Here is a 25,486-nt window from a genome sequence, read left to right on the forward strand (position 1 = left end):
GTGGCCTGAATTCCACTGAGATAGCGACGAACCGCCTCTTTTGCCACTGTTTCCGTCGCCATCGACGGCACCGCTTCGGTGATTGGTCATCGCCATCGCGCAACCAGCCTTCAAAATACTGACAAAATCATCGACGAGGGTTACCACTGCTTGCGAATTCGATCGGGCTTGGGGGGCATCCATGATCAGATTGACACGCCGGACGCTGCTTGTCGGCGCCTCCGCGCTGACGGCTGCGGGGACGTTGTCGTTCCGTGCGCTTGCCGCCCAGCGCACCTATCACGCGCTGCTGGTCGCTTGCACCGACTATCCGAACCTGCCGAAGAAGAACTGGCTGATCGGGCCGAAGAACGATGCCGGCCTGGTGCGCGACTACCTGCTGAGGAACACCCCGGCCCCGGTGAAGTTCGCGCCCGGGAACGTCACCCTGCTTGCCAAGGATGTCGACGGCGCCGCCGGCCTGCCGACGCACGCGGCGATCAAGGCGGCGCTGGCCAACCTCGCTGCCAGGGTCAAGCGCGACGACTTCGTCTATCTGCATCTGTCCGGCCATGGCGCCCAGCAGCCCCAGGCGACCAAGGGCGACGAGACCGACGGCCTCGACGAGATCTTCCTTCCCGTCGACATCGAAAAATGGGTCAACCGCGAGGCGGGCGTGCCCAACGCGCTCGTCGACAATGAGGTCGGCGCCGCGCTCGACGCCATCCGCGACAAGGGCGCCTTCGTCTGGGTGGTGTTCGACTGCTGCCATTCCGGCACGGCGACACGCGCCGCCAAGGTCGACGACGAGATGGAGCGCAAGGTCGAGTTTGCCGATCTGGTCGGCGGCGGCGAGGCCGAACGGGCAGCTGCCGTGAAGCTCTATGCGGACATCGCGGCGACCGCGACGCGCGGCTTCGACGAGAACGGCCAGCGCAAGCCCGCCTTCCACCTGACGCCGACTGGCGCCGAATCGACCGCCAAGGGCAAGCTGGTCGCCTTCTATGCCGCGCAGACCGTCGAAACGACGCCGGAGATGCCGCTGCCCAAGGGCACCGCCGATGCGCCGCGCTTCGGCCTGTTCACCTTCACCATCCTGTCCAAGCTGGCCGAGAACCCCGCAGTCACCTACCGCCAGCTCGGCCAGGCGGTACTGCAGCAATATTCGGCCGACAGCCGCACGCGGCCGACGCCGCTCTTCGAAGGCGAGCTCGATGCGCGCGTCTTCGGCACCGACAGGGCCGATGCGGTCATGCAATGGCCGCTGGTCGTCAAGGACGGTGCGGCGACGATTGGCGCCGGGCTGCTGCAGCGACTCACCCCCGGAAGCAAGCTCGCCATCCTGCCTTCGGCCCTGTCGCAACTGTCTGAAGCGCTCGGCTATGTCGAGGTGCAGTCGGCCAGGAACCTGGAGAGCTGGGTGAAGCCGGTGGAGCTCGACGGCAAGCCGGCGCTGACGCTGGCTGATATCCCGGCCAATGCCTATGCGCGCGTCGCCGAGCTCGCGGTCGACTACAAGCTCGTGGTGGCGCGGCCGGCGGCGACCGACGGCCTCGACAAGGAGACCGCGCTGGTGAATTCGGTTCTGGACGAACTGGCGGCCAGGGAGAAATCCGGCTTCCACGTCGAGCTGGTCGAGCCCGGCAAGAGCGCCGATCTGCGACTGGCGGTGCTGCGCGAGAACGCGATCGCCGGCGCCGCGGCCGCTGCCACCGACAAGCCGGCGCTGTGGTTCCTGCCGGCCTCCGGCGATGTGAAGGACGGCGGCAGGCCGCCGCTGATAATCATTCACCCGGATGATCGCGCCAAGCTAGTCGAGGCGACGGCGAAGAACCTGACCACCATCTTCCGCGCCACCGGCCTCTCCAGGCTGGCCGCCGCGTCCGACTACCGGCCGGAAGAGGTCAGCGTCGAGTTCGAGATCAGGCGCCAGGGCGGCGACGCACTGGAGCCGCTGCAGGCCTCGACCGTGCCGCGCGTCTCGCCGGGCGACGAGGTGCATATCAGGGCCAGGAACGATTCCGACAAATATGTCGACATCAACGTGCTCTATGTCGGCAGCGACTATTCCATCACCCATATCGTCGCCGAGCGGCTGGCGCCCGCCAACGGCTCGCCGGATGCCGGCTTGCGGGAGGGGCTGCTGGCCTTCACCGACACCAGCTTCGGCATGGAGCGGATGATCGCCGTGCTGACCGAGGCACCGCCGCAGAGCGAGAAGGAGGACCTGAGCTTCCTGGCGCAGGACGGCGTGCCTTCGGCCACCCGCACGGTCGGCGGCTCCGGCTTCTCCGACATGCTCGCCGATATCGGCATGGCACCTTCGACACGCTCGGTGATGAAGCTTGCCGACAGGAGCGGCCCGAAGGGCGCGGTGATGATTTTTCCGATGGAGACAGTGCCGCGCGCCTGAGCGCAGGCCGCCGCAAAAGCCTGTCGCAACCGCTGCATCGGCTCTTGCGCGACCGGCCTTGTGCGTGGACATTCTGGCGCGGCACGGAAAGGATGAGGACGCTTGTGAGAACCAACCTGCATTACTGGCTCGGAGCGGGCCTTCTTTTCGCGGCGCTGCCGCTCGCCCCTGCCTGGGCGGAGGAGAGCTGCGGCCTCTGCGCCAAGCAGATCGTCACCAATTCCGAACTGGCGGGCTGCTTTCTCGACCAGTACGACCAGATCGCCAAGACCGGCAACGAAGCCGTCGTGGTCGATCTCAGCGACTGCGCCTCGCGTGGCGTGGTCGAGGCCCTGCCCTCGCCGAACAAGGCACCCGCCGAACCGGACGTGCAGTTCATGGTCTCGCGCCCTCAGCTCGACTGCCTGAAAAGGAAGCTTGAGGCGCCGGGCATCGTGCTCGACCCGACCGCCACCATCGATCTGGACAGCTGCCGATGAAGAAGCCGGGGGGCAAGGTGACAGAACAAGTAGTGCCTGCGACGGCGCTGACGACGGCCGAGCCTTCGCCGGCCAAGAAGGCCGAGGCGCTGCCGGAAACCACCGAGGGTTTCCCGTGGCCGAGCAGCCACGAGATCAAGAAGGAATCGAACCCCTTCACCGATCGCGACTGGCGCATGCTGGCCTACGCCTGGTCGGGCCTTTTGGTGCGGCTTGTGATCATCTTCACGCTTCTGTTCTCCGTCTTCCAGTTCCTGGCCAACCAGGAGCAGAAGCGCGTCGAGCAGACCATGGCGCTGGTCGAGCTCTGGGAGAGCAAGGACTTGCAGCAGGCGCAACGCGCGCTCAAGGAGCGGCTGGCGGCGCTGAACACCAAATACGACAATCTGCTTAGCGCCAATCCGACGCCGACCGAGGAACAGGTGTTCAGGCAGCGCATCGGCATCGAGGCGATGACCGGCGATGGCGGGAGTATGCCGCTTGCCGATTTCAGCGATCACTTCGACCGCATCGTCTATTTCCTCAACCGCCTTTCCATCTGCGTCGAGAGCGACCTCTGTTCGCGCAAGGTGGCGGACGCCTATTTCCGCGACTATGCCGTTTCCTTCTGGAGTTATTTCGCCGGCTATATAGACAAGCAGCGCAAGGCCGGCTCCGCCAACTTCGCCTCGGCGATCGAGACCTATGTGCGCCAGGAGCAGCCCGAGGCGACGTCCAAATAAGGGCGAAGCGATCGGTGGCCCGGATGTGAAAAACCGGCAGTGGGATCAACCCTACCGCCGGTTGTTCGATCGCTCCTATCAGCGGGTCGGAACAAGCCTCATTTGTAGAGGCTGTTGATCCACTCGATATTGGCGGCGTGGAGCCTGACCGCGGTGTTGGCGTCCGGACTTTCGGCGACGTTCACGCCGGTGATGACACGCTGCTTGGCGGCGTTGTCATAGGCGTAGACCGAGCTGCCGCTCGAACCCGGGAACGTATCGCAATCGTACTGGAAATAGTCCGTGCCGATGTTTTCGGCATGCACTTCGCAACTTGCCTTCCACATCGTGCCCATCGGCTTGTCGCCGGGATAGCCGACGATATTGGCGGTGAAGTCGCCCAGATCCTCGTAGTTGGCATAGCCCAGCCAGCCGAGATTGGTGCCGACATCCTGCTTCAGCGTGACGATGCCGAGATCCCACGGCACGACCGAGCCGTAGAAACCCTGGTAGTTGTCGATGAAGCCCTGCAGGACATAGGCGCTTTCATAGGTGAAGGCGCCGAACGGCGCATCGTCGGCGGTGCTGCCGTTGAGGCCCGGCACGAACAGATATTCGTCGAGCCAGGCGCCATCCTCATGGCTGTAGAGGCAGTGCGCCGCGGTAAGCACGGTGCGCGGACCGATCAGCGTCGCCGAGCAGCTGCCGAACTTGCCGGTCTTGGGCGACTTGGCCTCGAGATAGCCGATGGCCGAGAACGGATAGGTCTTGGTGTTCTTGACCTGCTCGCGGTCGTCTGTGCCGAACACCTGGCGGCCTGCTTCGCCTTCCGTCAGCCCGGGGTCTCCGGTGTTCTGCGGACCTGAAGCGTCGGCCCCCCCGTCGGCCGGTTTGTTCAGTTCCTCGATGATCAGTTCCTTCAGCGCCTCGTTCGCCTCGATCTTGATCTCCTTGCCGTCGGCGGAACGTCCGACGATGCCATAGGACTTGACCGCCGCGTCCTCGTCGGCGAGCGGTGCGGCGCGGCTGGCCTCGTCCTCGGTCAGTTTCGGCGGCGCGATCGGCTTTGCCCGGCCCGGTTTGTAGTCGCCCGATCCCGCATCGCGCATGCTTTCGCCATTGCCGGCATTGGCAGTGCCGGGATTGGCGGCGAAGGCGGGCACCAGCCACATCGCGGTGGAAAGAAACGCGGACGCAATGATGGTGTTCGTCAGTTTTGTCACGGTGAGACTCTCCCAAAAGTCAGCAAGGACTGGATCAAGATACAGAAATATTGTCGAGATCGTGGTGGCGCCAAAACCGAGTTTTGGTAACGCCGACCAGATCATTGCCCCGCGCGGTCAGTTGAGGCCCCCGCCAAAAACTCCCCTTCGATATACTGCCTAAAATATTCCAACATTGGCAATGACAAATCGCTTCCACGTAGCCCGTGGGGGGCTATAGGTTTGAGCGGGTTCTGCTCGCGGGCACGATTAGCAGAAGTGGCATTCGGTTTTATGACCGGTTTGCGCGCCGATCCGGGCTGCGCGTGGCCGGTCGTTCAAAACCGGTGCCTCGGGCAGCGGATCATGCGCCGGGCCGGCCTGTTCGGGAACGTTCGTCTCAGGAGGTCATGGTGAACATCATCCATCGGTTCAGGCCGCTCGCCACAGCACTGCTGGCCGGCATCGCGGCGCTCGCGACGCTCAACGCCATCCACGCGGCCGATGGGCCCGCACGGCCGGAAGCAGCAGTCTCGCCAATGAAGCGCGTCGCGGAAGCAAGGGCGAAGGCCAAGGCCGAGAACCCCGACGGCGCCGATCGCGTCTATGGCGGCAAGGAGGCCGAGAAGGGCGCTTTTCCTTTCCAGGTGGCGCTGCTGACAAGCGACAGGCTGGACGCCAGCCCGGCCTCGCAGCCGGACGCCCAGTTCTGCGGCGGCAGCCTGATCGCGCCACAATGGGTGCTGACGGCCGCGCACTGCCTCGTAGACAACGGCCGGCCGATCCCGGCGGGCGCGGTCACCGTGCTGACCGGCGCCACCGATCTCGGCGAAGGCAAGCGCTACAAGGCGGCGGAGGTGATCGTCAACGAAGGCTATAGTGAGCAGACGATGGACAACGACCTCGGCCTGATCCGGCTGGCCGAGCCGGCGGACGCGCCGACGATCAAGGTCGCCCGTGAGGCAACGCCAGACAGCGGCAAGACCACGGTCACCGGCTGGGGCAAGATGCAGGACGGCACCTTCCCGACGGCACTGATGGTCGCCGACCTCGACCTGCAGCCGAACGCGACCTGCAACAGCGGCATCAAGGACATCTACGCGCGCGACCTGAAGACAGCACTTGGCGACCTTTCCCATCGCATGCGCTATTCGGAAAAGGGCATCGACGCGGCGGCCAGCGCCATTGCCGCCGACATGTCGGATCCGCTGACCGGCAACATGATCTGCGCCGGCACCGCCAGCGGCGAGCGCGATGCCTGCAATGGCGACAGCGGCGGCCCGCTGTTCATGACCGGTGCCGACGGCCCGGTCCAGATTGGCGTCGTTTCCTGGGGCGAAGGGCCGAATGACGGCAGTGCGGCCTGCGGCCACAAGAACGCCTACGGCATCTATACGCGGCTGGCCAATTACAGCGGCTGGATCGAGGAGAAGATGAAGACCACGCCGGCGCCCGCAAAGCCCAAGGCCGGTGTCGGTACCGCGCAGAAGCCGGCCAAGCCTTGAGCCTCCCGCCTCTCTCAAAACAAAAACGGCGGGCAAGGCCCGCCGTTTCTTTTCACGCCATGCCGACGCCATCTACTTGCGCGGCGGACCCTTGCGCTCCGCCGAGGCCGCCCACAGATTGATGTCGGCCTCGCGCGCGTAGCTGTCGATCTCGGCCAGTTCCGCATCGCTGAAGTCGAGTGTCTTCAGCGCGCCGACGCAATCCTCGACCTGCTCCGGCCGGCTGGCGCCGATCAGCGCCGAGGTGACCCGGCCCCTGCGCAGCACCCAGGCCAGCGCCATCTGCGCCAGCGTCTGGCCGCGGCGGCCGGCAATGGCGTTCAGCGCCTTGATGTTGGTGATCGTCTTGTCGTTGATGAAGGCGGGCCTGAGCGACTTGCTTTGCGAGGCGCGGCTGCCCTCCGGGATGCCACCCAGATATTTGTTGGTCAGCATGCCTTGCGCCAGCGGCGAGAACACGATCGAGCCGACGCCGAGCCCTTCCAGCGTGTCGAGCAGCCCGTCCTCCTCGACCCAGCGGTTGAGCATCGAATAGCTTGGCTGGTGAATGATGCAAGGCGTGCCGAGCTGCTTCAATATGTCGGCCGCCTCACGCGTACGCTGCGAATTGTAGGACGAGATGCCGGCATAAAGCGCCTTGCCCGAGCGCACCGCATGGTCGAGCGCGCTCATCGTCTCTTCCAGCGGCGTGTCGGGGTCGAAACGGTGCGAATAGAAGATGTCGACATAGTCGAGCCCCATCCGCTTCAGGCTCTGGTCGAGGCTGGCCAGCACATATTTGCGCCCGCCCCACTCGCCATACGGCCCCGGCCACATCTCGTAGCCGGCTTTGGTCGAGATGATCAGCTCGTCGCGATAGGCGGCGAAATCGGTGCGCAGGATTTCACCGAAAGCGGTCTCCGCCGAGCCCGGCGGCGGACCATAGTTGTTGGCGAGGTCGAAATGGGTGATGCCGAGGTCGAACGCCTTGCGCACGATCGCCTGCTTGGTCTTGTGCGGCGTGTCATTGCCGAAATTGTGCCACAGCCCGAGCGAGATCGCGGGCAGCTTCAGCCCAGACCGCCCACAGCGGTTGTAGAGCATTTTCTCGTAGCGGTTTTCGGCGGCGACATAGGGCATGGGAAATCCTCGGATCTGAACGGATCGGCATGGTTCACCGCAACGCGCTGACCATGCCCTGCGGCCCACCCTTTACCCTCTCCCCGAGAGAAGGGGGAGAGGGCCAGTCAAAATTATCGATAATCTCAGCGGTCTATTTCCTCTTCGCCAGCAGGTCCTTGGCTTCCGTGACGCCGAGTGCGGCCGGCCGCTCGCAGGTCGTCTGCATGGCGACGAACTTGCCCGTTTCGCCCGAGCGCAACAGGCCTGTCATCACGTCGACGGCGTGCAGCGCCAGCTCCATCGAGCAGCGGTGCGGCCGCCCCTCCGCGATCGCCAGCGCCATGTCGGCAAGGCCGGCGGTGCGGTAGTTGGCCATCATGCCTTGCGAATGCATTTCGTTCGGCACGCCGAACGGATGCTTCCATTTCGGCAGCTTCTTGACCGGTTTCGCCGCCTCGGTGAAGCGCACGTCGCCGCCGAAGAAATTCGGATCCGGCACGTACACCGTTCCCGCCTCGCCATAGAGTTCCATCGGCGCATGGCCGTGGCTCCAGACATCCCAGCTGGTGTTGAGCGTCACCACCGCGCCGTTCTCGAACTCCAGCAGGCCGTGGATGGTGGTCGGCGTGTTGACCGGGATTTTCTCGCCCGCGCGCGGTTTCGACGAAATCGTCCGTTCCTTGGCCGGCGTCGAGGCGAAGGCCGCGACCTGCTTCACCGGCCCGACCAGCTGGATCAGGTTGGTGATGTAGTACGGCCCGATGTCGAGCACCGGGCCGGCGCCCGGCTGGAAAAAGAAATCCGGATTGGGATGCCAGTGCTCCATGCCGTGACCCATCACATGGCAGGTGCCGCTGGTGATCTTGCCGAGCGCGCCGGTGTCGATCAGGTTGCGCACCAGCTGATGCGCGCCGCCGAGGAAGGTGTCCGGCGCCGAGCCGATGCGCAGTCCCTTCTTCTCGGCCCGGCCTTTCAGGTCGAGCCCCTCCTTGATCGATAGCACGAACGGCTTTTCCGAATAGACGTGCTTGCCGGCGTCGAGGATCTCCTTCGACACCTCATAGTGCACGGCCGGAATCGTCAGGTTGACGATGATGTCGATGTCGTCCGCCTTGAGCAGGTCATTGACCGTCTCGGCGCGCAGCTTGAACTCCTTCGCCCGCGCCTTCGCAGCGTCCATGTTGATGTCGGCGCAGGCACGCATCTCAATGCCGCGGAACAGCGGCGCCAGCGAGAAATACGCTTTCGAGATGTTGCCGCAGCCGATAACGCCGATACCCAGTTTCTTTGCCATGTCGATTGTTCCTAGTAAGCCTTGACGGATGCGATGGAGCGGCGGGCGAAGCGCTCGATGTCGTTGGGGTTGTCCTGCTCCATGACAAAGTACTTGGCGGCGCTCTTGGCGCGCAACGTCTTGATCAGGCCGGCCCAGTCCATCGTGCCATGACCGACATCCGACCAGCCATCCTCGTCGAGGCCCTCGCCCGGCTTGGCGATGTCCTTGACGTGGACGGCGCTGATGCGCTTGCCGTGCTTCTCGATCCAGGGCAGCGGATCCGCGCCGCCGCGCACCACCCAGGCGACGTCCATCTCCCAGCTGATATCGGGTGCGGCGGCAAAGATGTGGTCCTGCGGCACCGAGCCGTCGGCAAGTGCCTTGAACTCGAAATCATGATTGTGCCAGGCAAAGCCATAGCCGGCCTTCTTTGCCGTCTCGCCGACCTTGGCCAGTCGCTCGCCGAAACCGCGCCAGCCGGCAGCGTCCGCCGGCCTCTGCTCGGGGAGCAGATAGGGGCAGATCAAAAGCGTGACGCCGAGCGCGTCGGCGATCTTGCGCACGCCGTCGAAGTCGTTCTCGAGCGCGTCGATCGAGAAATGCCCGGTCGGCATGGCCAGCCCGTTCTTGTCGAGCTCGGCGCGGAAGGATTTCGGATCGTCATAGACGCCGCCAAACCCTTCGACTTCCTTGTAGCCGAGCTTGCCGAGCGTCTGCAGCACCCCTTCCCAAGGTTGGAAATTGCGGGCGCTGTAAAGTTGGAATGACCAGTTCATCGTCTCTGTCCGTTTCTTGGGGGATGGCTGCTTGGGAGGTTAAAGGCGGTTGCCGGTTTGCGCGTCGAAGAGCGAGGCGCGCATTGGATCGAAACCAATACTGACCGCGTCCGCATTGCTTGGCGTGCGCTCCGACGTCACCCTGACGGTGAAATTCTGCCCGCCGAGCTTCAGCCAGACCAGCGTGTCGGAGCCCATCGGCTCGACGACCTCGACATTCGCCGTCGCCGAAAACGGCCAGCCCGAGCCGCTGTTGAAGGCGACATGCTCGGGGCGCATGCCGAACACGGCCAGTCCCGGCGTCGGCTCCTTCTCGAAGGCATAGGTGCCAAGCGGAATGCGCACATCCTCGACGACGAAGTGCCAGTCGCCTTTGTCCTTCTCCAGACTGCCGTCGATGAAGTTCATCGCCGGCGAACCGAGGAAGCCGGCGACGAAGCGGTTGACCGGGCGGTTGTAGATCGTCTGCGGAGCGTCGAGCTGCTGGATGACGCCGCCCTTCATCACCGCGATGCGGTCGGCGAGCGTCATAGCCTCGATCTGGTCATGGGTGACGTAGATCATCGTGTTCTCGAGCTTGCGGTGCAGCAGCTTGATCTCGACGCGCAGTTCCGCCCGCAGCTTGGCGTCGAGATTGGAAAGCGGCTCGTCGAACAGGAAGACGTCGACGTCGCGCACCAGCGCGCGCCCGATCGCCACGCGCTGGCGCTGGCCGCCGGAGAGCGCCGACGGCTTGCGTTGCAGGAGCGGCTCGATCTGCAGGATCTCGGCGGCGCGCGCGATGCGCCTGGCGATCTCGTCCTTGGGCACGCCGGCGACGCGCAGGCCGAAGGACAGGTTCTTCTCCACCGTCATCTGCGGATAGAGAGCGTAGGACTGGAACACCATGCCGATGCCGCGGTCCTTGGGCTCTTCCCAGGTGACGTTCTTGCCCTTGATGAAGATGCGGCCGTGCGAAATGTCGAGCAGACCGGCGATGCAGTTGAGCAAGGTCGACTTGCCGCAGCCCGACGGCCCGAGCAGCACGATGAACTCGCCCTCGGCGACGTCGAGGTTGAGCGTCTGCAGCACCGACACGGCGCCGAAATTCAGCGACAGATCCTCGATCGACACGCTGGTACCGTTCTGCGTCATATCCACTAGCCTTTCACCGCGCCGGCGGCGATGCCGCGCACGAACCATCTTCCGGAGATGAAGTAGATGAGCAGGGGCACCGCCGCCGTCAGGATGGTGGCCGCCATGTTGACATTGTACTCCCTCACCCCGGTGGTGGTGTTGACGATATTATTGAGCTGCACCGTCATCGGCCAATTGGGCCGCCCGGCAAACACGATGCCGAACAGGAAATCGTTCCAGATGCCGGTGACTTGCAGGATGACGGCGACGACGGTGATCGGCACCGACATAGGCAGCATGATGTAAAAGAAGATGCGCCAGAAACCTGCGCCGTCGACACGCGCCGCCTTGAACAGCTCGACCGGTATCGCCGCGTAGAAATTGCGGAACAGCAGCGTCAGGATGGGCATTCCGAAGATCGTGTGCACGATGATGATGCCGGGCAGCGACGCGAACAGCCCGACCGAACTCAGTCCGATGATCAATGGATAGATCACGACCTGATAGGGCACGAAGGCGCCGAACACGAGCAAGCCAAAGAGCAGGTTGGCGCCCTTGTACGGCCAGAAGGTCAGCGCGTAACCGTTGATCGACGCGCAGATGATCGAGATGACCACGCTCGGAACGGTGATCTTCACCGAATTGTAGAAGCCTGGACTGAGGCCGTTGCAGTCGCGGCCGGTGCAGGCATGCAGCCAGGCGTCGATCCAGGGCTGAAGGGTCGGCTCGCCCGGAAGGTTGAAGAGATGTCCCAGCCTGATCTCGGGCATCCCCTTCAGGGAGGTGACGATCATGATGTAGACCGGGATCAGGAAGAAGAGGGCCGCAACGATCAGGAAAGCGTAAAGGCCGATGCGGCCGGCAGATACCCGTCGCGGTTTCGGCCCGAACGGACCCACGCCGGCCTGATCCGGCGCTTCCTGGACGAGCTGGGTGGCGGTGATCTGGCCAGCGGTCATACGCCCACCTCCCGATTGCGCCGCCACAGCAGAATTCCGCTGAAAGCTAGCACGACCAAAACCGGCAGCAGCATCATCGTTGCCGCGGCCATGCCCTGGCCGACGTTCTGACGCACGGTGATGAGCTGGATGACGTAGACTGCCGGCATGGACGTGGCGATGCCGGGACCGCCGCCGGTCATGGCGATCACCAGGTCGTAGACGCGCACCACGCTGACGCACTGGAGAACGAAGGCGGTGGCGAAGGCGCCCTTCATCATCGGCGCCACGATGGAAAGGTGCGTGCGCCACGTCGGGATGCCGTCGACCTTCGCCGCTTTCCAGATATCCTCGTCGATGCCGCGCAGGCCTGCAAGCAGGATCGCCATCGTCACGCCCGAGCCCTGCCAGATACCCGCCACGACCAGCGCGTATATCGCCGTCTCGGCGTCGACCAGCGGGGCGAAGCTGAAGCTCGACCAGCCCAGATTGCGCAGCGCCGCCTGCAGACCGAGATTGGGGTCGAGCACCCACTGCCACACCAAGCCAGTGACGATCAGTGACATGGCGAAGGGATACAGGAAGATCGATCGGAACAGGTCCTCCTGGCGGATACGCTGGTCCATGAAAACGGCGAGCAGGTAGCCGAACACCATGTTGCAGGTGATGGACATCAGGCCGAAGAACCAGATGTTGTTGACCGAGACGAGCCAGCGGCTATCGGCCCACAGGCGCCTGTATTGCGCCAGGCCGACGAAATCGTAGGTGGGGAACAGCTTCGAGCTGGTGAAGGACCAAAGCACCGAAAAGCCGATGCCGATCACGAACACGCCGACGGCGACGAGAATCATCGGTATCGTCCCGATGACGGCGGGGAGGTGAAATCTGCGCCTCCAACTCCTCTGCATCGTCCGTCTATCTCCGCTTCCACCGACACGCTGGGTGGTTTGCCGACGTGAACGCCGTTGTCAGAACCACCGGGTTGCGTACCGCTGCTGCTTCCCGTCCTGCTGCTATGAACCCGTCGCCGAGGGAACGGCTCTTTCCCGTCGAGACGCGACAGAGGCGCCGCCGCAACAGCGGCGCCTCTGGGTGCTGATCGGTTCCTAGTCGGAATTGCCTATGATGGTAGAGAACTTCGCAGTGGCGTCGTCAGCAGTCATGGAGTCATCCGCGAAGAACTGCGCGACGAGCTCATTGATCTGCTGATTGGTGTTCTCGGTGATGAACCGGTTCGTCGCCGTGACGATGTTGGCCGGGTCTTCCACCGCTTTCAGCGACTTCTGCATGCACGGGTCGGCCGTCGACATGTCGACATCGCCACGCACGGGCATCGAACCCTTGGCGTTGTTGAAGGCGACCTGAACCTCCGGGCTGATCAGCAACGCCGCAAGGCGTTTCTGCGCTGCTTCGACATCCGGATTGTTCTGCTTGAAGAACAGGATAATGTCGCCGTCGGTGCTGACCACCGGCTTCTCCTCGTTCAGGCCGATCATGCAGCCGAAATCCTTGATGCCGGTCATGCCGGCGGCCGCGAACTCGCCGCGCGCCCAGTCGCCCATCACCTGAAGTCCGGCCTTGCCGGTGATCACCAGGTTGGTGGTGTCGTTCCAGTTGCGGTTGGCGTAGCCGTTGTCGGTGAACTGCTTCAGCGACCTCAGCTGCGTGAAGACGCCTTTCATCTCGGCGCCGCCGGCAATTTCGGCGCTCTTCTTGGTATACATCTCGTCACGCTTGGCGACACCGAGGGCCTCGGTGACCATGTCCTGGAAGAGCAACTGGATCTGCCAGCCGTTTCCGTCGCCGCCGATGGCGAAGGGAATGGCGCCTGATTCCTTGATCTTCGGCGCGGCCGCGATGAAATCGGCCAGGTTCTTCGGCTCCGGCACTCCCGCTTTCTCGAAGACCGGCTTGGAATACCAGGCCCAGTAGTTCGAATGGATGTTAACCGGAACGCACCACCAATGGCCGTCGACGAGGCAGGCGCTGCCGATCGCCTTCGGGCGAATGACCTCATCCCACTTGCCAGCGGTCGCGACGTCCGTCAGGTCGAGCAGCTTGCCGCCCGAGATCAGTTCCTCGTATTGTCGGCCGGGATTGAACTGGGCCGCCCCGGGTGGGTCACCGCCGAGCACGCGCTGCATGACGGTAGAGCGGGCGGTCTCGCCGAGAGCGATGGCGCTGTCCACCCACTTGTCGCCGTGGCCGTCATTGTCAAAGGCCTTTGCGAACTGCGAGACCGCCGCCGACTCGCCCTTCGACGTCCACCAGTGAATCACTTCCAGGTCGGTTGCGGCCGCCGGACCGGCGAACTGCAGCGCGGCCGTCGCCGCCAGCGCAGGAGTCAGGATTTTGTATCGCATTTCGGTTCCTCCCAAGAATCTGAAACGTTACAGATTTTCGATACGGCAATTGCACGACATGCGCAACCCCTCACGCAAACCCCGCTTCGATATTTTTCGGAGCGCGAACAAAATAGTTCCGCCAGCCACGAGTTTGTGCACCGCAACACGCAAAGCTGCGCTGCAAAACGCTAGAAGCTGGCAAAAAACTTGCCCGAAACGCCTTCCGCGCTGATTCCCAACGACTTTCCGAGCCGGGAGAGCACGCCAGGAAAAGGCAGACCTGGCCCAGAACAGACAACGGTCGTGACAATCTGTAACGTTTCAGTGTATGGGGATTTTGTCGGACGGGGACTGCCCGCCTGACGATAGCGGCGATTGCCGGCCGGCCCGGCGACTGCTATGCGCCTGACGGGCGGGACGATATGGACAGGGACCAGACGGACAGGGATGGCGAAACGCCGGCCAGGCCGACGCTGAAGACGCTTGCCTTCATGACGGGGCTGGGCGTCACCACCGTGTCGCGCGCCTTGAAGGACGCCCCCGAGATCGGCGCCGAGACCAGGCGGCGCGTGCAACTCGTCGCCAGGCAGATAGGCTACCGGCCGAACCGCGCCGGCGTGCGCCTCAGGACCGGCAAGACCAATGTCATCAGCCTCGTGCTCAACACCGAGCGCGAGATCATGAGCTTTGTTTCGGACATCATCTACGGTGTCTCGGAGGTGATCGCCGACACGCCCTATCACCTGATCGTCACGCCCTATTCGCGCTCGCAGGATCCGCTGGATCCGATACGCTATCTGGTCGAGACGGGCTCGGCCGACGGCATCATCATTTCGCGCACCCAGCCGGACGATCCGCGCGCCCGCTACATGCTGGAGCGCGGCATTCCCTTTGCCACGCACGGCCGCACCGACATGGGGCTCGTGCACCCCTATCATGATTTCGACAACTACGCCTTCGCAGGCGAGGCGGTGCGCTATCTCGCCAGCATCGGCCGCAGCCGGCTCGCCCTTGTGACGCCACCGGTCGGCCTCACCTACTATGGCCATACGCTGAACGGCTTTGCCGACGCGCTGAGTGACGTCGGCGCCAGCGAGGTGCCGTTCAACACCGTGTCCATCGACCAGTCGATCGAGCAGATCAGGATGCGGACGGCGCAGTTGATGCAGCGCCGGGACCGGCCGGACGGGTTCGTCAGCAGCGCCGCCGCGGCGACGCTCGCCGTCGTCGCCGGCATCGAGGATGCCGGCCTGAAGCTCGGCCGCGACGTCGACGTGGTGTCGAAGCAGTCGTCGGAACTGCTGCATCTGTTCCGGCGGGAACTGCTGGTCGTCAACGAGAACTTCCGCCTTGCCGGCTCCGAGCTGGCCCGCTCGGTGCTCGGCTGGATCGGCGGCTCCGAACCCGGCTCGCTGCAATCGCTGAGCAAGCCGAGCGAGGTTCTGCCCTATCGCGGCTGATTGGCGCGACTTGAGAGACAGGTCAGGCCGAGTCGGAGTCGAAGACGGGCGCGAAGCGACCAAACTGGGTGGCTTCCGAGAACCGGAGTAGAAGCGCAGGAGGCCGCCATTTGCAGGCCGGCCTTACCTGCCCTTAGGCCGCGCCGCTGCCCCAGGGTCCATGGCACGCGCCCTGCTCGCCGATGCGCTCGAAGCCGTGCGCGCCGAAGAAATCGCGTTGCGCCTGGATCAGATTCGAGGTGCCGCGCCCCTGGCGGTAGCTGTCGAAGTAAGCGAGCGCCGACGACAGCGCCGGCACCGGCGAGCCGGCTTCCGACGCCCGCGCCACGATCCTGCGCAGTGAAGGATGCGCCTCCTGCATCATGGCGATGAAGGCCGGCGCCATCAGAAGATTGGTTGACGCGCTGCCAGAGCCGAACGCCTCGGCCATCGTGTCCAGCATCTGCGAGCGGATGATGCAGCCGGCGCGCCATATCTTGGCGATGGTCGGCATCGGCAGGTTCCAGTTGAATTCCTTCGAGGCGCCGCTCATCACCGCGAAACCCTGCGCGTAGGCGGCGATCTTGCCGGCGAACAGCGCCAGCTCCAGATCCTTGAGCAGGGCGGCCTTGTCGCCGGCGATCTTGGCGACGCCGATATTGCCATAGGCCTTTTCCGCTGCCTGCCGCTCATCCTTGATCGACGACAGCACGCGCGCCGCAACCGCCGCTTCGATCGCGGTCGCCGGAATGCCGAGTTGCTGCGCCTCGATGACCGACCATTTGCCGGTGCCCTTCTGGCCCGCGCGGTCGAGGATGATGTCGACCACCGGCTTGCCGGTCTTCGGATCGTCGGCGGCCAGCACCTTGGCGGTGATTTCGATCAGATACGAATTGAGCCGGCCCTTGTTCCAGTCGGCGAAGACGGCGCCGATTTCTTTCGGGCCCAGGCCGAGGCCGTCGCGCAATATGCCGTAGATCTCGGCGATCATCTGCATGTCGGCATATTCGATGCCGTTGTGGATCGTCTTGACGAAATGGCCGGCGCCGTCGGTGCCGAGCCAGGCGGCGCAGGGCTCGTCCTTGAACTTGGCGGAGATGGCCGTCAGCACCTTCTCGACGCGCTTCCAGGAGTCTTCCGTGCCGCCGACCATGATCGACGGGCCATGCCGCGCGCCCTCCTCGCCGCCGGACACGCCCATGCCGATGAAGGTCAGGCCCGAGCCGGAGAGCTCGGAGAAGCGCCGCATCGTGTCGCGGAAATTGGCGTTGCCGGCATCGATGACGATGTCGTTGTCGGACAGCACGCCGCGCAGCGCCGCGATCTGCTCGTCGACCGGCTTGCCGGCCAGCACCATGATGATGATCGGCCGCGGCGGCCGGATCGCGGCGGCGAGTTCCTCCAGGCTGTAGCAGGGCACAACCATGTCCTTCAGCGGCCCGGCGCCCGCGACGAAGGCGTCGGTGCGCGACGCGGTGCGGTTGAAGACGGCGATGCGGTGTCCATGCTCGGCGATGTTGAGCGCCAGGTTGGAGCCCATCGTGCCAAGGCCGATCAGGCCGATTTCGGCTTTTTCCATCGTTTCTTCCCTGCTTTCCGAATTTCGTTTGGTCGCGTTTTGCCGGGATGATTGACGGGCCTTTGCGATGGCGTCAACCGCCTCGAGCAATTTGTCACTCGGCGCGGATGTCGATCGGCGCCTCTATCTTCACCACCTCGAAATCCGAAACCAGAATATCGAGCCGCACCGTCCAGCGGCCGGGAACCGGAATGATCAGGTTGTCGACGCGCCAGGTGCCATCGCCGGGCTTCGTCGCCGGTCGCTTGATCGGCTCGATGCCGGAATCGGGTTTCGACAGAACCAGCGTCACCTGCTTGGCGTCCAACGGACCGAAATCGCCAGTCATGATCACCATCGAGGCCGCGACTTGGCCGGCATGGCCGGGCACGATGCTGAGATCGGCCATCGCTTTCAGCGTGTGGATGTGGATCGACACCGGCTGCGCGGCGGCGATCGCCAGCGCGCGCGGCGGTGGCGTGAAACGCCAGCCGGCGGCGACGGCGAAGATGGCGGCCACGATCAGGACCTCAGCGCCGATCGAGCGCGCCAGCCGCCGCTGCACCTCGGTGGCGCCGGCTTCGGCCGGAGCCGTCAGCGTCCAGCGGTTGACCGTGGCGAGCGTGAACAGGAACAGGAGCAGCACCAGCTTGACCAGCAGCAGCCTGCCATAGGCGGTGTTGACCAGCGCCGCCGGCGTCTGCACCTGGATGACGGCAAGCACGATGCCGGCGGCGGCAAGCACGGCGACGACCGGCAGGATCGCGCGCGAAAACCGATGCAGGAAAGCCCCGGCATCCTTCGACTGCTGCCTCACCGAAAGCCCGAGCGGCACCAGCGCGCCGGCCCAGAAGGCGATGCCCGCGCCGTGTAGGAACACCATCGGCCGCGTCAGCCATTGTGGTTCCGCCGCGCTGGCATGGCCGCTGGCGGCGAGCGCGGCGCCGACGCCGGCCAGTCCGGCAAGGGCAAGCGGCTTGCGGCCGCCGCGCGGCCCGGCCAGCGACAGCAGGCCGAGACCGAGCGCTATCAGCGCGATCAGAACGGTCCAGCCGAAGCTGGTGGCGAACGCTGTCTGCCAGACCACCGGCTGCGCCAGCCGGGCAAGCGGCGCGCCCAGCGCATCGAGCCCCTGCAGCCCGAGCGACATTGGCGCGGCAACCAGGCCGCACAGGATCGCGCCGATGACGAAGCGCCGGCCGCAGCGTTGGTCCTCGGCCAGCCAGGCAAGCGCGAAGGCGCCGCCGACACCGAAAAACAGGCCGATATAGAGCAGGACCTTGCCGGTCCAGATGGCTGACCGCAGGTCCCAGTCGACCGCCTCCCCAGCCACCGGCGGAGCGCTCGGCGCGCCGATGGAGAAGAGCACGGAGCCGCCGACCGGATGGCCGTCCTCCGAAATCACCCGCCAGCTCAGCACATGCGTGCCGGCTTTCAGCGTCTCGGGATTGTCGATCTCGATGGTCTGATCGTCGAGCCGGTAGGAGGTCAGGACAAGCCGAGTGCCGTCCGGCCGCACCAGGTTGAGCACCAGCGGCGACACCGGCTCGCTGAAGCTCAGCGAGAACCTTGCCGGGCTTTGCGCCAGCACCGCGCCGTCCACGGGATCGGCGTTGATCAGCGCCGCATGCGCGAAGGCGCGGTCCGGCAGCGCCATAGCCGCAAACAGCAAGATGACGGCCAGAAGCCGGGCAAAAAGCCGGGCAGCTCGCCAGTCGTCGATGCAGGTCCTTGTGGAAGCGCTCATGCCACCATCTCGAAGCAGGCGGCGCGCGCCCTGGAACGGAGCGCGCCGCCAGGAGATCATTTCTTCGGCAGCAGCTTGATGCCGGGCGCCGGATTTTCCAGCTCGTCCTCCTCCTGCCCCGCGGCCGGTATCTCGATCCAGCGCGCCGCGGCGCCGCCCTCGCATTCCTGTACGACGGGGAAGTAGAGCATCTGGCCGACAGGCAGATCCGCCGTCAGATTGGCTCTGAAGACGAACTCGTCATAGAATTCGTCCGGCAGATTGCCGCCGCTCCAGTCGACCTCCTTGACGCCGGTGGTCAGCGTCTCGCCATAGAGCTGGTAGGACTTCTCGTACTTGCCTTTCTTGGTCTGCAGCGTCCAGCCGGGTTTCGGCATCGGCTTCACCGAGATCACCCCTTCCGGAATCTGCACGCGCACGGCGGTCGTCGCCTTGCCCTCGCAGCCATGTGGCAGTCGAAGCACCGCCTTGTAGGTAGAACCGACAGGCGCTTCCTGGGTTTCCAGCGTAACATGGGCCAGCGCCACATTTGTCCCGAGCGCGAAAAGCACGCCGGCCGTCAAAAGATACTTGTTCATGATTGTCCCTCGAAGTTTGTGTGATTGCCGGGTCACTCGGCGTGGTCCATGTCGGTGTCGCCGGTTTCACCCATGCCTTCGACTTCGAACTCGACGGTGACGCTGCCGGCCTTCTCGAAGGTTAGCGTCGCCGGGAATTTTTCGCCCTGCTTGGGCTGCCGCTTCAGCCCAACGAACATCAGGTGATAGGCGCCCGGCTTGAGCGCCACCTTGCCGCCGGGCGGGATTTCGAGGCCGCCGCTGACCGGGCGCATGGTCATGACGCCGTCCTTGACGCCCATCTCATGCAGTTCGGCCTTCTCCGAAATGTCGGAGGCAATCGCCAGCAGCCGGTCCGGCGAGCTGCCTTTGTTGATGATGGTGAAATAGCCGCCGGCGACCTTGGCGCCGGCAGGCGTGGCCCGCGACCAGGGATGCTCGATTTCGAGATCGCCGGCCTTGAATTCATGCGCGAAGGCGGCGCGAGCGCCGACCAACAGCATGGCGAGGGTGGAAAGGACGATGCCGAGGCGCTGCCAGCGCCGGGATCGGTTGCTGCGGCCAGACGCGCTGGCCTGCGTTGCGATAAAGGAAAACATGGTTGCTCCATGATGCGGTGATCGCACCGCCGCGATGCCGCGGACGGTCCGATAGTTGGATGAATGCGCCCGCGAAAGGTTCCGCGAGACGAGCCGGGACGGATCAGGCCGTCGCTGGCGGCGCGCGCGGGTTCGATGGAGAGCGATCGCGGGCGAAATCGACATGGGTGAAGGCCGGCGGCGCGAACACCACGGCCTCGAGCACGAGGCTGCGGGCGGGAACGCTAGCATCGGGCGGCGGCGCGTGGGCCGCGGAAACCATGCTGCAGCCCAGCACGCAGCAGGCCGGCATGTGCTGCCGGTGCGGATCGCTGCCGGGAAGCTGGGCAGCGCCCTCATGCGTGCAGATGACATTGCCGAAGGCGTCGAGCTGCGCGGCGGCGGGCCCGGCCGCGAAGGCGCCAAGTGCCGACTGGAGCAAAAGCATCAAGGCCGCGACGAACGCGACCCTCATGCTCCATCGACCCCGCCGGATGTCCAAGTTTTGCCTCTCCACGCAGCAACGGCAGATACCTAGCATGCGGCCAACGGAGCGAAAATCGCCAAATCATGGCTGCGGCAACGCGGCGCGACCAATGCGTATCGCCGGGACCCCGGCGCGACTCAGGCGTGTTGCGGCTGCCGCCCTTCGGGGATCGAGGTCAGCAACGTCTGGCGCGCCGACTTCAGATGTTTGCGGCAAGCGGCGTCGACCCTGCCGAGATCGCGCGATTTCAGCGCCGCGATATAGGCCAGATGTTCCTGGACGGCGACCTCGTTGCGCTCGCGCTCCTGCGCCTTGTTCCACTGGTAGTGATAGTGGAAGATCATGGCGATGACGTCGTAGAAATCGACGATGAAGCGGTTGTGCGAGGCGCGGTGGATCAGCCGATGGAAGCGCTCGTCCAGCTCGGAAAACGCGGTGAAGCGCGTGGCGATCTCGCGCGCCAGCTGGTGGTGCTCATCCTCCAGCCGGTCGAGATCGGCCCAGACCGGGCTCTCCTCGGGCAGGGCGGCAAAAGCGGCCGCCGAGCGCAGCTCGAACATCTCGCGGATCTCGGTCAGCTCGATCGCGAAAGCACGGGTAAAACCCTTCAGCACCCAGTGGCTGTTGCGTCGCTTCTCGATCAGGCCGAAGCGCGAGAAGCGGATCAGGAATTCGCGCACGCTGGTGGTGCCGACGCCGATCTCGCGCGCCAGCTCCAGCTCGTTGATCTGCATGCCGGCCTCGGCGCCGCCGGCAAGCAGCCGGCGCATGAAGGAGCGCTCGATGATCTCGGCCAGCGTGTCGGTCTCCTCCTCGGGGAAGAAGTCGTCCGGCCGCGGCGCCCTGAGCACGGTCTTGCTGCGCTTGTTCCACGCGATGAGCCCGGTTTCTTCCATGCGCGCCAGGATGCTGCGCACCGTGGTGCGGCTGACGCCGAGCAGCGTGCCGAGCTCCGGTTCCGACGGCAGGCTCTGCGTCTCGTCGAGCAGCCTGAGGCAGCGGTTGTAGGCGTCCTTGTAGACGTTGTTGCTTTTCGACATCCCCCGCCCCGTTGCGCGCCGGCGCTTGCAGCGGTCGGCCTGAAGCGCGATATGGTCCTAACGCATGCTGCCGTAAAGCGGAATCGCTTTCAGATGCCGGCCGGCTGGCCCTCGCATCCGCAAGCGCGCGGCGCTCTCGCGAAAAAACAATTGACGCAAAAATGTTTTTTCACGATAAAAGACATTATCCATTAACTCACGCGTGTCAATCCGCCCACGCACCCAGGAACATCCCAGGAACCCGCCCGTGAACGCCGCAAACAGCATCCTCCTGTCTCCCGCCGACAATGTCGCGGTCGCCAATGGCCGCATCGAGATCGGCGCGGCGCTGCCGGGCGGCGCTGTCGCCGTCGCGGTGATAGAGCCTGGCCACAAGGTGGCGATCAAGCCGATCGCAACCGGCGAGGCGGTCGTGAAATACGCCCAGGCGATCGGCCGCGCCACGCAGGACATCGGACCCGGCGAACATGTCCACTCGCACAATCTGATCTTCGAGAGCGGCCGCCTGCCGGTGGTGCCGCCGAGCGAAGCCGAGCACGCGACCGAGGCCGACCGCGCCCGCACCTTCATGGGCTATCGCCGCGCCGACGGCCGCGCCGGCACCCGCAACTTCATTGGCATCATCGCCAGCGTCAATTGCTCGGCCACCGTCTGCCACGCCATCGCCGACGAGGCCAATCGCACGCTCTTGCCGAAATACCCGGGGATCGACGGCTTCGTGCCGATCGTGCATGGCCAGGGCTGCGGCATGAGCGGCACCGGCGACGGCATGATGGTGCTTCACCGGACACTCGCCGGCTATGCCCGGCATCCGAATTTCGGCGGCGTGATGATGGTCGGGCTGGGTTGCGAGGTCAATCAGTTGACCCTCTACGGCCAGAAGGGCGTCGCCGCCGGCAAGCGGCACTTCAACATCCAGGACGCCGGCGGCTCGCGCAAATCGGTCGAGAAGGCGATGGGCGTGCTCGCCGAGATCGCCGAGGAGGTCGGTCGCCTCGAGCGCGAGCCGATCCCGGTCAGCGAGATCGTCGTCGGCCTGCAATGCGGCGGTTCCGACGGCATGTCCGGCATCACCGCCAACCCGGCGCTGGGCGCGGCCGTGGACATCCTCGCCGGCGTCGGCGGCATCGGCATCCTGTCGGAGACGACGGAGATCTACGGCGCCGAGCATCTGCTCGCCTATCGCGCGGCAAGCCCGGAGATCGCGGCCAAGCTCGACGGCTATGTGAAATGGTGGGAAGACCACGTCGCCAAGCACGGCGCCTCGATCGACAACAACCCTTCGCCCGGCAACAAGCGCGGCGGCCTGACCACCATCCTTGAGAAGTCGCTGGGCGCGGTCGCCAAGGGCGGCCAGACGCCGCTCAACGGCGTCTTCGGCTATGCCGAGAAGGTCACCGGCCACGGCCTGGTGTTCATGGATACGCCCGGCTACGACCCGGTCTCCGCCACCGGCCAGGTGGCGGGCGGCGCCAACGTCATCGTCTTCACCACCGGCCGCGGCTCCTGCTTCGGCTGCCGGCCGACACCGTCGATCAAGGTCGCCACCAACTCGACCATGTACCACCAGATGGAAGAGGACATGGACGTCAATTGCGGCGTCATCGCTTCCGGCGAGAAGACCATCGCCGGCATGGGCCGCGAGATCTTCGAGCTCATCGTCGAGACGGCGTCCGGCCGCAAGACAAAGAGCGAGGCCTTCGGCTACGGCGACAACGAGTTCGTGCCCTGGCACCTCGGCGCGACGCTCTAGACATCAACTCGAGCAATTCCAGGAAAAGGCGTGAAGCGGTTTTCCGTCCGGGATTGCGTCAAAACAAACAAGACATCGGCCGGCTGACGGATAGCCGGCGCGGGAGGCTTTGCATGAACAAGCGCCGGATCGGCACCACTGCGCTCGAAGTCAGCGAGATCAGCTTCGGCGGCGCCGCGATCGGCGGGCTCTACCGGGCCTGTCCGCGCGAAGCGGCGATGGAAACGCTGCAGACGGCCTGGGACGGTGGCCTGCGCTATTTCGACACCGCGCCCTTCTACGGCTTCGGCCTGTCGGAGCGCCGGACCGGCGATTTCCTGCGCCAGAAGCCGCGCTCGTCCTACGTGCTGTCGACCAAGGTCGGACGCCTGTTCCGCCCCGTTCCGGCCGACCAGGTCCCCGACCATTCCTACGTCGATCCGCTGCCCTTCGCGCTCGACTACGACTATTCCTATGACGGCATCATGCGCTCGGTCGAGTTCAGCTATGCGCGGCTTGGGCTGAACAGGATAGACATCCTGTTTGTCCACGACATCGGCACCTACACGCATGGCGTCGAGCAGACGAAGCTGCATTTCCGCCAGTTCATGGATGGCGGGTTGAAGGCGCTGGAGGAGCTGAAGTCGTCCGGCACGATTTCCGCCTACGGGCTTGGCGTCAACGAGGTGCGCATCTGCCTCGATGTGCTGAGCCGGGCACCGCTCGACTGCATCCTGCTCGCCAGCCGCTATTCGCTGCTCGACCGCAGCGCCGAGGCCGAACTGCTGCCGCTCTGTCGGCGGCGCCAGACGTCCCTGATCATCGGCGGTGTCTTCAACTCCGGCATATTGGCGACCGGTCCGGTGCATGGCGCGCATTTCGACTACCAGCCGGCGAGCAAGGATATCCTCGACCGCGTCGGCGCCATGGAGCGGATCGCGGCCGATGGCGGCTATCCGCTGGCGGCCGCCGCCTTCCAGTTTCCGCTGCATGAACCGGTCGTGGCCTCGGTCCTGACCGGCACGGCCAAGCCGGCCAACCTGACGCGCAATCTGGAACTGCTCGACGTCGAGGTGGCGCCGGCGGAATACGCCAAATACGATCCCTATACGGTGGTCCAGGAACTCGGCTGATAGGCGGAGCTCCTGCCCGGCTCCGTGCGCTACATGGGCCGGGGGAGTTCACGATCGAGAGAGAACATATATTCCATATTGACACATGAGTGGAATTAATATTCCATCTCAAATTCGGGAGGATCGGAAGCGTTCGAACGCAGCGACGGCAAACGCAAAGGCCGTCGCGCAGACGTGACGAAACAGCACTTGCGTCGACGGGGTCGATGCACTATCAACAAATGGCAAATGTTTTTTATTGATAAAGTTCTGTTTGGGCCGCGCCTATCCGAACGGAGCTTCCGTAACCTTCACCGGGCGATCTAGGGAGGAACCCTCATGAAATTCGTGACCAGCATTCTCAACCGCCGCGCTTTCGTCGCGCTCGCCGCCGCCTCGATGCTCGCTGGCGCGCTGCACACGGCGCCGGCCTCGGCGGCGGACGTGACCATTCCGATCATCGTCAAGGACACCACGTCCTTCTACTGGCAGATCGTGCTCGCCGGCGCCCGCAAGGCCGGCAAGGACCTCGGCATCAACGTGCCGGAGCTTGGCGCCCAGGCCGAGACCGACGTCAACGGCCAGATCTCGATCCTCGAGAATGCCGTCGCCGGCAATCCGGCCGCCGTCGTCATCGCGCCGACCGAAGCCAAGGCGCTCGGCAAGCCGATCGACGAGGCCGCCACCAAGGTCAAGGTCATCGGCATCGACTCCGGCGCCGACTCCAAGGCCTTCACCTCGTTCCTGACCACCGACAACGTCCAGGGCGGCCGCGTCGCCGCTGACGGACTTGCCGCGGCCATCGGCGAGGCTAATGGCGGCAAGGTAGAAGGCAAGGTTGCGCTGATCACCGCACTGCCGGGCGCCGGCTCGCTCGAGCAGCGCGCGCAGGGCTTCAAGGAACAGCTCAAGGCGAAATATCCCGGCCTTGAGCTGATCGCCGACAAGTATGCTGACGGCCAGGCCACCACCGGCCTCAACATCGCCACCGACCTGATCACCGCCAACCCGGACCTGAAGGGCATCTTCGCTTCCAACCTGATCATGGCGCAGGGCGTCGGTCAGGCGATTGCCGAGAACAACCTGGCTGGCAAGGTCGGGCTGATCGGCTTCGACAGCGACGAGAAGCTGATCAAGTTCCTCAACGACGGTGTCATTTCCGGCCTCGTCGTCCAGGATCCGTACCGGATGGGCTATGACGGCATCAAGACCGCGCTCGCCGCCTCGAAGGGCGAGAAGGTCGAGGCCAATGTCGACACCGGCGCCAACCTGGTCACCAAGGCCAACATGAAAGAGCCGAAGATCGACGCGCTGCTCAATCCGAAGCTCGACTAAGCATCGCGATAGGCGCACTGTTTCCGGGGCCTCGCAGCCCCGGAAACACCAGCACATCCGGGATCCGCTG

General features: G+C 64.7%; 23 protein-coding genes. 8 read left to right on the forward strand and 15 right to left on the reverse strand.

Annotation, left to right across the window (positions count from 1 at the left end):
* The first annotated feature begins 181 nt into the window (after window positions 1-181).
* From EN857_RS08725 to EN857_RS08735, 3 genes are all read left to right on the forward strand, one after another.
* Window positions 182-2,392: a caspase family protein gene (locus EN857_RS08725; protein ID WP_135858315.1), complete on the forward strand. Its 2,211-nt coding sequence runs from the start codon at window positions 182-184 to the stop codon at window positions 2,390-2,392.
* Window positions 2,393-2,496: 104 nt separating this feature from the next.
* Window positions 2,497-2,871, forward strand: coding sequence for a hypothetical protein (locus tag EN857_RS08730; protein ID WP_245478393.1), 375 nt, complete (start codon window positions 2,497-2,499; stop codon window positions 2,869-2,871).
* On the forward strand, window positions 2,868-3,593 hold the full coding sequence (locus tag EN857_RS08735; protein WP_127283007.1) for a hypothetical protein: 726 nt from the start codon (window positions 2,868-2,870) through the stop codon (window positions 3,591-3,593). The genes EN857_RS08730 and EN857_RS08735 overlap by 4 nt, the downstream gene beginning before the upstream one ends.
* A gap of 98 nt (window positions 3,594-3,691) precedes the next feature.
* Here the strand turns inward: EN857_RS08735 and EN857_RS08740 are convergent, their stop codons facing one another.
* Window positions 3,692-4,795, reverse strand: a complete 1,104-nt coding sequence (locus tag EN857_RS08740; protein WP_127392332.1) for a serine protease — start codon at window positions 4,793-4,795, stop codon at window positions 3,692-3,694.
* Window positions 4,796-5,184: 389 nt separating this feature from the next.
* On the opposite strand from EN857_RS08740, the gene EN857_RS08745 reads away from it, so the two are divergent.
* Window positions 5,185-6,279: a trypsin-like serine protease gene (locus EN857_RS08745; protein WP_245493445.1), complete on the forward strand. Its 1,095-nt coding sequence runs from the start codon at window positions 5,185-5,187 to the stop codon at window positions 6,277-6,279.
* A gap of 72 nt (window positions 6,280-6,351) precedes the next feature.
* Here the strand turns inward: EN857_RS08745 and mgrA are convergent, their stop codons facing one another.
* The 7 genes from mgrA to EN857_RS08780 all read right to left on the reverse strand — a co-directional run bounded on the left by mgrA (window position 6,352) and on the right by EN857_RS08780 (window position 13,849).
* On the reverse strand, window positions 6,352-7,398 hold the full coding sequence (mgrA, locus tag EN857_RS08750) for an L-glyceraldehyde 3-phosphate reductase (RefSeq protein ID WP_127392331.1): 1,047 nt from the start codon (window positions 7,396-7,398) through the stop codon (window positions 6,352-6,354).
* Window positions 7,399-7,531: 133 nt separating this feature from the next.
* Window positions 7,532-8,674, reverse strand: a complete 1,143-nt coding sequence (locus tag EN857_RS08755; protein ID WP_127392330.1) for a Gfo/Idh/MocA family oxidoreductase — start codon at window positions 8,672-8,674, stop codon at window positions 7,532-7,534.
* 11 nt (window positions 8,675-8,685) lie between these two features.
* Complete coding sequence (locus EN857_RS08760) at window positions 8,686-9,432, reverse strand: sugar phosphate isomerase/epimerase (RefSeq protein ID WP_127392329.1); 747 nt, start codon at window positions 9,430-9,432, stop codon at window positions 8,686-8,688.
* Between the two features lie 39 nt (window positions 9,433-9,471).
* Window positions 9,472-10,566, reverse strand: a complete 1,095-nt coding sequence (gene ugpC / locus EN857_RS08765) for a sn-glycerol-3-phosphate ABC transporter ATP-binding protein UgpC (RefSeq protein ID WP_127392328.1) — start codon at window positions 10,564-10,566, stop codon at window positions 9,472-9,474.
* A gap of 5 nt (window positions 10,567-10,571) precedes the next feature.
* Complete coding sequence (locus tag EN857_RS08770; RefSeq protein ID WP_135858317.1) at window positions 10,572-11,507, reverse strand: carbohydrate ABC transporter permease; 936 nt, start codon at window positions 11,505-11,507, stop codon at window positions 10,572-10,574.
* Window positions 11,504-12,394 carry a sugar ABC transporter permease gene (locus tag EN857_RS08775; protein ID WP_127392326.1) on the reverse strand — a complete coding sequence of 297 codons (891 nt, stop codon included), beginning with the start codon at window positions 12,392-12,394 and terminating at the stop codon, window positions 11,504-11,506. The genes EN857_RS08770 and EN857_RS08775 overlap by 4 nt, the downstream gene beginning before the upstream one ends.
* A 198-nt stretch (window positions 12,395-12,592) precedes the next feature.
* Complete coding sequence (locus EN857_RS08780; RefSeq protein ID WP_135858319.1) at window positions 12,593-13,849, reverse strand: ABC transporter substrate-binding protein; 1,257 nt, start codon at window positions 13,847-13,849, stop codon at window positions 12,593-12,595.
* A 404-nt stretch (window positions 13,850-14,253) separates the two neighbouring features.
* On the opposite strand from EN857_RS08780, the gene EN857_RS08785 reads away from it, so the two are divergent.
* Entirely contained in the window at window positions 14,254-15,291 is a 1,038-nt protein-coding gene (locus EN857_RS08785) for a LacI family transcriptional regulator (protein ID WP_128346823.1), read from the forward strand.
* Between the two features lie 133 nt (window positions 15,292-15,424).
* On the opposite strand, the gene gndA is transcribed toward EN857_RS08785, so the two are convergent.
* The 7 genes from gndA to EN857_RS08820 all read right to left on the reverse strand — a co-directional run bounded on the left by gndA (window position 15,425) and on the right by EN857_RS08820 (window position 21,504).
* Window positions 15,425-16,849 (reverse strand): NADP-dependent phosphogluconate dehydrogenase, encoded by a 1,425-nt coding sequence (gene gndA, locus EN857_RS08790; RefSeq protein WP_127393812.1) that lies wholly within the window; start codon window positions 16,847-16,849, stop codon window positions 15,425-15,427.
* 94 nt (window positions 16,850-16,943) lie between these two features.
* Window positions 16,944-18,575 (reverse strand): copper resistance CopC/CopD family protein, encoded by a 1,632-nt coding sequence (locus EN857_RS08795; protein ID WP_127393813.1) that lies wholly within the window; start codon window positions 18,573-18,575, stop codon window positions 16,944-16,946.
* Window positions 18,576-18,631: 56 nt separating this feature from the next.
* Window positions 18,632-19,153: a YcnI family protein gene (locus EN857_RS08800; RefSeq protein WP_127393814.1), complete on the reverse strand. Its 522-nt coding sequence runs from the start codon at window positions 19,151-19,153 to the stop codon at window positions 18,632-18,634.
* Between the two features lie 32 nt (window positions 19,154-19,185).
* A complete protein-coding gene (locus EN857_RS08805) occupies window positions 19,186-19,731 on the reverse strand; it encodes a copper chaperone PCu(A)C (protein WP_128346119.1) in 546 nt (181 codons plus the stop codon).
* 103 nt (window positions 19,732-19,834) lie between these two features.
* Window positions 19,835-20,185 (reverse strand): DUF2946 family protein, encoded by a 351-nt coding sequence (locus EN857_RS08810; protein WP_128346118.1) that lies wholly within the window; start codon window positions 20,183-20,185, stop codon window positions 19,835-19,837.
* A 149-nt stretch (window positions 20,186-20,334) separates the two neighbouring features.
* Window positions 20,335-21,237, reverse strand: coding sequence for a GntR family transcriptional regulator (locus EN857_RS08815; RefSeq protein ID WP_127282993.1), 903 nt, complete (start codon window positions 21,235-21,237; stop codon window positions 20,335-20,337).
* 57 nt (window positions 21,238-21,294) lie between these two features.
* The gene (locus EN857_RS08820) at window positions 21,295-21,504 is read right to left on the reverse strand and encodes a hypothetical protein (RefSeq protein ID WP_127394124.1); all 210 of its coding nucleotides are present in this window, start codon (window positions 21,502-21,504) and stop codon (window positions 21,295-21,297) included.
* Here EN857_RS08820 and EN857_RS08825 point away from each other — a divergent pair.
* From EN857_RS08825 to EN857_RS08835, 3 genes are all read left to right on the forward strand, one after another.
* The gene (locus EN857_RS08825; RefSeq protein WP_127282991.1) at window positions 21,485-22,990 is read left to right on the forward strand and encodes an altronate dehydratase family protein; all 1,506 of its coding nucleotides are present in this window, start codon (window positions 21,485-21,487) and stop codon (window positions 22,988-22,990) included. The genes EN857_RS08820 and EN857_RS08825 overlap by 20 nt on opposite strands.
* Window positions 22,991-23,103: 113 nt before the next feature.
* Window positions 23,104-24,102 carry an aldo/keto reductase gene (locus EN857_RS08830; RefSeq protein ID WP_127282990.1) on the forward strand — a complete coding sequence of 333 codons (999 nt, stop codon included), beginning with the start codon at window positions 23,104-23,106 and terminating at the stop codon, window positions 24,100-24,102.
* A 318-nt stretch (window positions 24,103-24,420) separates the two neighbouring features.
* A complete protein-coding gene (locus EN857_RS08835) occupies window positions 24,421-25,416 on the forward strand; it encodes an ABC transporter substrate-binding protein (protein ID WP_127282989.1) in 996 nt (331 codons plus the stop codon).
* Window positions 25,417-25,486 lie beyond the last annotated feature (70 nt).

The sequence above is a fragment of the Mesorhizobium sp. M4B.F.Ca.ET.214.01.1.1 genome (assembly GCF_004791545.1).
Lineage (GTDB): Bacteria > Pseudomonadota > Alphaproteobacteria > Rhizobiales > Rhizobiaceae > Mesorhizobium > Mesorhizobium abyssinicae.

Excerpts from the sequence above, each read along its gene's own strand:
- EN857_RS08725 (WP_135858315.1), top strand. The coding sequence starts at position 182 with ATGATCAGATTGACACGCCGGACGCTGCTTGTCGGCGCCTCCGCGCTG.
- EN857_RS08735 (WP_127283007.1), top strand. The coding sequence starts at position 2,868 with ATGAAGAAGCCGGGGGGCAAGGTGACAGAACAAGTAGTGCCTGCGACG.
- EN857_RS08745 (WP_245493445.1), top strand. The coding sequence starts at position 5,185 with ATGGTGAACATCATCCATCGGTTCAGGCCGCTCGCCACAGCACTGCTG.
- mgrA (WP_127392331.1), bottom strand. The coding sequence starts at position 7,398 with ATGCCCTATGTCGCCGCCGAAAACCGCTACGAGAAAATGCTCTACAAC.
- EN857_RS08755 (WP_127392330.1), bottom strand. The coding sequence starts at position 8,674 with ATGGCAAAGAAACTGGGTATCGGCGTTATCGGCTGCGGCAACATCTCG.
- EN857_RS08760 (WP_127392329.1), bottom strand. The coding sequence starts at position 9,432 with ATGAACTGGTCATTCCAACTTTACAGCGCCCGCAATTTCCAACCTTGG.
- ugpC (WP_127392328.1), bottom strand. The coding sequence starts at position 10,566 with ATGACGCAGAACGGTACCAGCGTGTCGATCGAGGATCTGTCGCTGAAT.
- EN857_RS08770 (WP_135858317.1), bottom strand. The coding sequence starts at position 11,507 with ATGACCGCTGGCCAGATCACCGCCACCCAGCTCGTCCAGGAAGCGCCG.
- EN857_RS08775 (WP_127392326.1), bottom strand. The coding sequence starts at position 12,394 with ATGCAGAGGAGTTGGAGGCGCAGATTTCACCTCCCCGCCGTCATCGGG.
- EN857_RS08780 (WP_135858319.1), bottom strand. The coding sequence starts at position 13,849 with ATGCGATACAAAATCCTGACTCCTGCGCTGGCGGCGACGGCCGCGCTG.
- EN857_RS08785 (WP_128346823.1), top strand. The coding sequence starts at position 14,254 with ATGGACAGGGACCAGACGGACAGGGATGGCGAAACGCCGGCCAGGCCG.
- gndA (WP_127393812.1), bottom strand. The coding sequence starts at position 16,849 with ATGGAAAAAGCCGAAATCGGCCTGATCGGCCTTGGCACGATGGGCTCC.
- EN857_RS08795 (WP_127393813.1), bottom strand. The coding sequence starts at position 18,575 with ATGAGCGCTTCCACAAGGACCTGCATCGACGACTGGCGAGCTGCCCGG.
- EN857_RS08800 (WP_127393814.1), bottom strand. The coding sequence starts at position 19,153 with ATGAACAAGTATCTTTTGACGGCCGGCGTGCTTTTCGCGCTCGGGACA.
- EN857_RS08805 (WP_128346119.1), bottom strand. The coding sequence starts at position 19,731 with ATGTTTTCCTTTATCGCAACGCAGGCCAGCGCGTCTGGCCGCAGCAAC.
- EN857_RS08810 (WP_128346118.1), bottom strand. The coding sequence starts at position 20,185 with ATGAGGGTCGCGTTCGTCGCGGCCTTGATGCTTTTGCTCCAGTCGGCA.
- EN857_RS08815 (WP_127282993.1), bottom strand. The coding sequence starts at position 21,237 with ATGTCGAAAAGCAACAACGTCTACAAGGACGCCTACAACCGCTGCCTC.
- EN857_RS08820 (WP_127394124.1), bottom strand. The coding sequence starts at position 21,504 with ATGCTGTTTGCGGCGTTCACGGGCGGGTTCCTGGGATGTTCCTGGGTG.
- EN857_RS08830 (WP_127282990.1), top strand. The coding sequence starts at position 23,104 with ATGAACAAGCGCCGGATCGGCACCACTGCGCTCGAAGTCAGCGAGATC.
- EN857_RS08835 (WP_127282989.1), top strand. The coding sequence starts at position 24,421 with ATGAAATTCGTGACCAGCATTCTCAACCGCCGCGCTTTCGTCGCGCTC.